This is a genomic window from Luteibacter sp. (assembly GCF_051958795.1).
GTDB lineage: Bacteria > Pseudomonadota > Gammaproteobacteria > Xanthomonadales > Rhodanobacteraceae > Luteibacter.
Genome location: NZ_JBQCFT010000138.1, coordinates 1 through 6,434, shown reverse-complemented (window position 1 = coordinate 6,434; position 6,434 = coordinate 1). Strand labels below are relative to the sequence as shown.

The window sequence follows — 6,434 nt, the reverse complement described above, 5'->3', positions numbered from 1 at the left end:
TGGCGCGCCCGCAGGGGCCGTCCGACAGGGGGCCGGCCTGGTTGCGGGCAGCGTTACGGAATTCCCCCAATGATCTCCGCCTCTCGCATCGCCGCGGTACCCCGCCGCGCGATCATCGTCGTTGTCGTCACGGCCGTGCTGGCCGTGGCCGCCCTTGTGCTGGGCGTTCGCCAGCAGCATGAGCTGGCCGAGGCCGACGCCCCGGCAAAGCTGCCCGAACCCGCGGTCACCGCCGGCGCCTCCCCCGAAATCGACATCCTGCTGGGGCTGGCCCGCGATGCGACCAGGGAAGGCCGCCTGGTCGCCCCGCAGGGTAACAACGCCTACGAGTACTACCTTTCCATCCTGCAGCTGGATGCGAAGAACGCCACTGCTACCGATGCCCTGCGCGAAACCCTGCCGTTCGCCTCGCAGACCATCGAGCGGCAGATCAACCGCCGCGACCTGGAAGAAGCGCGCCGCGAGATCGCCCTGCTTCGCGACTTCGATCCGACCAACTACACGCTGATCATCCTGGGCGCCAAGCTGGATGCCCAGCAGCAGGTGGTCACCGCGGAAGACGAGGCCAAGGCCGACGCGATCCGCAGGCGAAACGGCGGCTGAGGCCGTCAGCCCGCCTTTGGCGTTAGCGCCCACTGTGTGACCCCCTGGCCCGGCGGAATCTTCGGGCCGGGGACTGGTTCATGGTCCGTCGCAGGGCACTGGCCTATGATGGCTCCTCCCCCCAGGCAAGGAGCCTAGCCCCATGTACCGCATCGGAACCCTGTTGTTCATGGCCGTCCTCGGCGGCGCCGCCCTCAGCGCGTGCCAGACCGCACCGGCCACCTCCCCCGCCTCGGCGCCTGCGCCGGTCAAGGGCTTCGTCACCGATGAAAAGGCCTTCGACGCCTTCATCGCCACGAAGCCGACCGCCGAACAGTTCAAGGCGGCCTACCCCGATGTCCTGCTGGTGATGCCTAACACGCCCACCACCATGGAAATCCGCATGAACAACAGCCGCTACTTCCCCCAGTGGGATGAATCCGGCCACATCACCGGCGGCAAATTCCAGTAGGAGCGCACCCTGTGCGCGACATCTTTCGCGATACCGCCACAGGATTCGGCAGGGGGGACTAAAATCCCCCCATGCCTAATAACCTGCGCCCCTTCAAGGGCATCCTCCCCCGCCTCGGCCAGCGCGTTTACGTCGACCCCGCCGCCACCGTCATCGGCGATGTCGAACTGGCCGACGATGTCTCGATCTGGCCCGGCGCGGTCGCCCGCGGCGATGTCCACCACATCCGGGTCGGCGCCCGCAGCAACCTGCAGGATGGCGCCATCATCCACGTGACCCACGACGGTCCGTACACCCCGGGCGGCTTCCCTACGATCATCGGTGCCGACGTCACCATCGGCCATGGTGCGGTGATCCACGCCTGCACGATCGAGGATGCGTGCCTGATCGGCATGCATGCGACGGTGCTCGATGGCACCGTGGTGAAGAAGAACGCCTTCATTGCCGCCGGCGCGGTCGTGCCGCCGGGCAAGGTGGTGGGTGAGCGTGAGCTGTGGGTGGGGAACCCGGCCAAATTGGTGCGGGTGCTCAGCGATGCCCAGGTGGAGCAGCTTTATTACTCGGCGGCTAACTATGTGAAGTTGAAGGATACGTACCTGTTGGAGGGGTGAGGCCGTCGGGGATCGCGCGCAAGCGCGCTCCCACAAGGGTGAGCGGCCTTCCAGAACAAGGGCTTAGCGTCCTTACATCGCACTGCTTGATTTGGCCTCGCGACAGCACCACGCTGGGTGTCGAACGAGGAGACACCATGGACAGCACCACGAACCCCCTTCTGGACCCCAGCGGCGAACTGCCGGCGTTTTCGGCCATCCGCCCGGAACACGTCGAACCGGCCATTGACCGCCTGATCGCCAACCAGCGCGCCGGCATCGACCAGATCACCGCCGCGGGCGCCACGCGCGACTTCGAGCACGTGATGCTGGCGCAGGAACGCCTGGACCAGGCCCTTTCGCGCGCCTGGTCGCCGGTGAGCCACCTGCACTCGGTGGCCGATAGCGAAGCCCTGCGCAAGGTGCACGGCGCCGCCGAGGAAAAACTGACCGACCACGGGATCGAGGTAGGCCAGAACCGCGAACTGTATGCGGCCACCCAGGCCGTGGCCGATAGCGCCGGTTTCGGCACGCTGCCCGTCGCCGAGCGCGCTGCGGTCGATCACGCCTTGCGCGATTTCCGCCTTTCCGGCGTCGCGCTGGAAGAACCGGCGCGCACGCGCTTCCGCGAGATCGGCGTCGAGCTTTCGAAGCTGACCACGGAATTCTCGAATGCCGTGCTCGATGCGACCGAGGCCTGGCACAAGCACATCACCGACGAGCGCGACCTGGCGGGTATCCCCGCTTCGGGCCGCGCCGTGCTGCGCGAATACGCCCGCGAGGAAAAGCTCGACGGTTTCCTGGTGACGCTGAAGCAGCCGAGCGTGCAGGCCGTGCTTACCTATGCGGAGAATCGCGACCTGCGCTTCGACGTGTACTACGCGTACCAGACCCGCGCCTCGGACCAGGGCCCGAACAAGGGCAAGTTCGACAACTCCGAGCGCATTGAAAAGATCGTCGCGCTGCGCCACGAAGCCGCACAACTCCTTGGCTTCGCGAATGCCGCCGAAGAGTCGCTGGCCACGTAGATGGCGAAGTCGCCGCAGGCGGTGCTCGATTTCCTGCGCGACCTCGCCGCGAAGGCGCGCCCGCGTGCCCGTGAGGAACTGGCCGAGCTGCGCCGCTTCGCCACCGAGACGCTGAAGATCGATAACCTCGAGCCTTGGGACGTCGCCTTCGCCGCCGAGCGCCTGCGCCAGGAGCGCTACGCGCTGGACGAAGAGCAGCTCAAGCCGTACCTCCCGGCGCTGCAGGTGGTGCAGGGCCTGTTCGACGTCGTCGAGCGCCTCTACGGGGTGAAGTTTACCCAGCGCAAGGACGTGGACACCTGGAACAAGGACGTCACGTACTACGACCTCAGCAACGCCGATGGCACGGTGTTCGCTGGCGCGTATGTGGATCTGTACGCGCGCTCCGGCAAGCGCGGTGGCGCGTGGATGGATGTGTGCGAAGCGCGCTTCCGCGATGGTGAGCACCTGCAGCTGCCGGTGGCGTTCCTCACCTGCAACTTCCCGCCGCCGACCGATGGCGCGCCCGCGCTGCTCACCCACGATGACGTGCTGACGCTGTTCCACGAATTCGGCCACGGACTGCACCACATGCTTACCGAGGTGGATATTCCTTCGGTCGGCGGCATCGATGGCGTGGAATGGGATGCGGTGGAACTGCCGAGCCAGTTCATGGAGAACTTCGCGTGGGATCGCGAGGCGCTGCGCCTGTTCGCGAAGCACTACCAGACCGGCGAGCCGCTGCCCGACGAGCTGTATGAGCGCATGCTCAAGGCGCGTCATTTCCACACCGGCATGTTCCTCGTTCGCCAGCTCGAATTCGGCCTGTTCGATTTCCGCCTGCACCTGGAATACGACCCGGTGCGTGGCGCCCGCCCGATGGAGGTGCTCGAGGAGGTCCGCAAGGAAGTCTCGGTGCTGCACCCGCCGGTATGGCAGCGCTTCCCGCACGCCTTCACCCACATCTTCGCCGGCGGTTATTCGGCCGGTTACTACAGCTACCTGTGGGCGGAAGTGCTTTCGGCCGATGCGTTCGAGCCGTTCGAAGCCGCCGGCGTGCTGGACCGCGCCACGGGCGAGCGTTTCCGCAAGGAAATCCTCGCCGTGGGCGCCACCCGCCCCGCCCTTGCCTCGTTCACGGCCTTCCGCGGCCGTGAGCCACAGCCCGAGGCCCTGCTGAAGAGCTACGGCCTGGCCTGACGGCAGCCGGAAACCCGCCTGACGCCGGGCCGTCACGCGGGTTTCCTTTACAATGGCGCGATGAAGATCGCCTCGTGGAACGTCAATTCGCTGAAGGTCCGCCTGCCCCATCTCCAGCAGTGGCTGGGCGAGGCGGCGCCGGACATCATCGCGCTGCAGGAAACCAAGCTCACCGACGACAAGTTTCCCGTCGATGAGATTGCCGCGATGGGCTACCGCTCCGTATTTTCGGGGCAGAAGACCTACAACGGCGTGGCCATCCTCGCGAAAGAGGAGCTAACCGATGTCGTGACCGACATCGAGGGCCTCGACGATCCCCAGCGCCGCATCCTCGCCGCCACCGTGGGCGACGTGCGCGTCATCAACCTCTATGTGGTGAACGGCAAGGCGCTCGGCGACGAGAAGTACACGTACAAGCTGCACTGGCTGGCGCAGGTACGTAACTTCATCGAGAAGGAGCTGGCGAAGCACCCGAAGCTGGTGGTGCTCGGCGATTTCAACATCTGCCGCGACGACCGCGATGTTTACGATCCCGTCGCATGGGGCGAGGATATCTTCTGCTCGCCGCCGGAACGCGCGGCGTTGCAGGCCATCTTCGATACAGGCCTTCACGACAGCTTCCGCATGTTCTCGGAAGAAGCCGGTCTCTTCAGCTGGTGGGACTACCGCCAGGCTGCTTTCCGGCGCAACATGGGGCTGCGGATCGACCTCATCCTGATCAGCGATGCACTCAAGGCCGTGGCCACTTCGTCGATCATCGACAAGGCGCCCCGGAAGTGGGAGCAACCGTCCGACCACGCGCCTGTCGCGCTGGAGTTAACGCTTTGAACGTACCCAAATCCGAATGGCCCAGCTCCCTGGACGACAAGGAACTGGAAGAACTCGATACCTACCTGCGCACGCACGGTGGCGATGGCGACCTCATGCTCGATGGCGTGCATGGGCTGCTCTCCGCGGTGGCCGTGGGGCCGCTCGAGGTCAAGCCGGACGAGTGGCTGCACGAGGTGCTCCACGACGCGTTCGAGGATGAGGACCAGGGCAACCGCGTGCTCGCCCTGCTCGCCAAGTTGAACGACTCGGTCAGCGCCGAACTCGATGTCGACGCTTATGAGCCGATCCTCGGCGAAATCGATACCGAGGAAGGCCCGATGCTGTCGGCCGCCGGCTGGTGCGAGGGCTTCAGCCGTGGCATCGACATGCGCGCGGCGCTGTGGGAAAGCCGCCTGGCCGAAGACCCGGAGCTCATGCAGCTGCTGGGACCGGTCATGGCGCTCGCTGTCGACGAAGGCGTGCTCCAGGCGGATGCCGAGTTCGAGAAGCTGACGGACGAGGAATACGACGAGTGCCTCGGCCAGTTGCCCACCGTGCTGACCGCCGTGGGGCAGTACTGGCTCGACAACCCGCCGAAGGACGCGGAAATCGCGGCGATGGCCCGGCCGAACCGCGAAGGCGAGGAACACCCGCCACGCCACCGGGCGGGGCATTGGGTGCATTGAAACCCTGAGGGGCCGGGATCGCGCGCAAGCGCGCTCCCACACCGCCGATGAAAGCGGCCGTCGCGCTCTTGTGGGAGCGCGCTCGCGCGCGACGGGGCCCGCCGGAACGCATCGTTCACCCCACGAGCCTTCCCGGCAGCCGGCGGAAGCGCCATCTTGTGCGCATTCCACGACCACCCCGGAGCTCACCATGACTTACCGCAGCATCATCCGCCGCGTCCGCGGCATGGATACCGCCGACGGCGCCGGTGTAAAGCTCAAACGCGTGATCGGCCAGCCGGCCCTCGACATGCTGGATCCGTTCCTCATGCTCGACGAATTCCGTTCGGACCAGGCCGGCGACTACATCGAAGGCTTCCCCGACCACCCGCACCGCGGCTTCGAGACCGTGACCTACATGCTCGCCGGGCGCATGCGCCATGGCGACAACAAGGGCAACACGGGCGACCTCGGCCCGGGCAGCGTGCAGTGGATGACCGCCGGCAGCGGCCTGATCCACTCGGAGATGCCACAGCAGGAAGAAGGCCTCATGTGGGGTTTCCAGCTGTGGGTGAACCTGCCCGCCGCGGACAAGATGACGGCCCCGCGCTACCAGGATATCCCGCCGGGCGAGATCCCGGTGGTGCATCCGGCGCCTGGCGTCACCGTGAAGGTCGTGGCCGGCGAGCTGGCTGGCGCCCGGGGCCCCGTCTCCGGCGTGGCCACCGATCCGGTGTACCTCGACATCGCCCTGGATCCGGGTGCCGAGCTGGAACTGGCGCTCCCCGAGGGCCATAGCGCGTTCGCCTATGTGTTCGACGGCACCGCGGCGACGGTCGCCGGGCAGTCGCTGGCACGCGGTGAACTGGCGGTGCTCTCCAAGGGCGACAAGGTGACCCTCGCGGCCACGGACGGAGCCCGGATCCTGCTGGTTGCCGGTCGCCCGCTGGCGGAACCCGTGGCCCGATATGGCCCGTTCGTCATGAACAGCCCCGACCAGATCCACCAGGCCATCGCCGACTTCCGCGCCGGTAAGTTCTGAAAGCGCTGGTCACTCCAAATGTGGGAGCGCGCTTGCGCGCGATGGGTGCTTGCCGCAAGCCCATCG

6 protein-coding genes and 1 pseudogene are annotated in these 6,434 nt (G+C 66.5%); all 7 read left to right on the top strand.

Annotated features, from left to right (window positions below):
• Positions 1-69: 69 nt before the first annotated feature.
• The 7 genes and pseudogenes from ACTHLF_RS07725 (at position 70) to ACTHLF_RS07695 (ending at position 6,368) form a co-directional block, all read left to right on the top strand.
• A complete protein-coding gene (locus tag ACTHLF_RS07725; protein ID WP_440326304.1) occupies positions 70-603 on the top strand; it encodes an energy transducer TonB in 534 nt (177 codons plus the stop codon).
• A 142-nt stretch (positions 604-745) separates the two neighbouring features.
• Positions 746-1,054 carry a hypothetical protein gene (locus tag ACTHLF_RS07720; RefSeq protein ID WP_440326302.1) on the top strand — a complete coding sequence of 103 codons (309 nt, stop codon included), beginning with the start codon at positions 746-748 and terminating at the stop codon, positions 1,052-1,054.
• Positions 1,055-1,125: 71 nt separating this feature from the next.
• On the top strand, positions 1,126-1,665 hold the full coding sequence (locus ACTHLF_RS07715) for a gamma carbonic anhydrase family protein (protein WP_440326300.1): 540 nt from the start codon (positions 1,126-1,128) through the stop codon (positions 1,663-1,665).
• A 137-nt stretch (positions 1,666-1,802) separates the two neighbouring features.
• Positions 1,803-3,851 (top strand): annotated as a pseudogene (locus ACTHLF_RS07710) (M3 family metallopeptidase).
• 60 nt (positions 3,852-3,911) lie between these two features.
• Positions 3,912-4,679, top strand: a complete 768-nt coding sequence (gene xth / locus ACTHLF_RS07705) for an exodeoxyribonuclease III (RefSeq protein WP_440326298.1) — start codon at positions 3,912-3,914, stop codon at positions 4,677-4,679.
• Positions 4,676-5,347, top strand: coding sequence for a YecA/YgfB family protein (locus ACTHLF_RS07700; RefSeq protein ID WP_440326297.1), 672 nt, complete (start codon positions 4,676-4,678; stop codon positions 5,345-5,347). Before xth ends, ACTHLF_RS07700 begins: the two co-directional genes overlap by 4 nt.
• A gap of 190 nt (positions 5,348-5,537) precedes the next feature.
• A complete protein-coding gene (locus tag ACTHLF_RS07695; RefSeq protein WP_440326295.1) occupies positions 5,538-6,368 on the top strand; it encodes a pirin family protein in 831 nt (276 codons plus the stop codon).
• Positions 6,369-6,434: the final 66 nt, after the last annotated feature.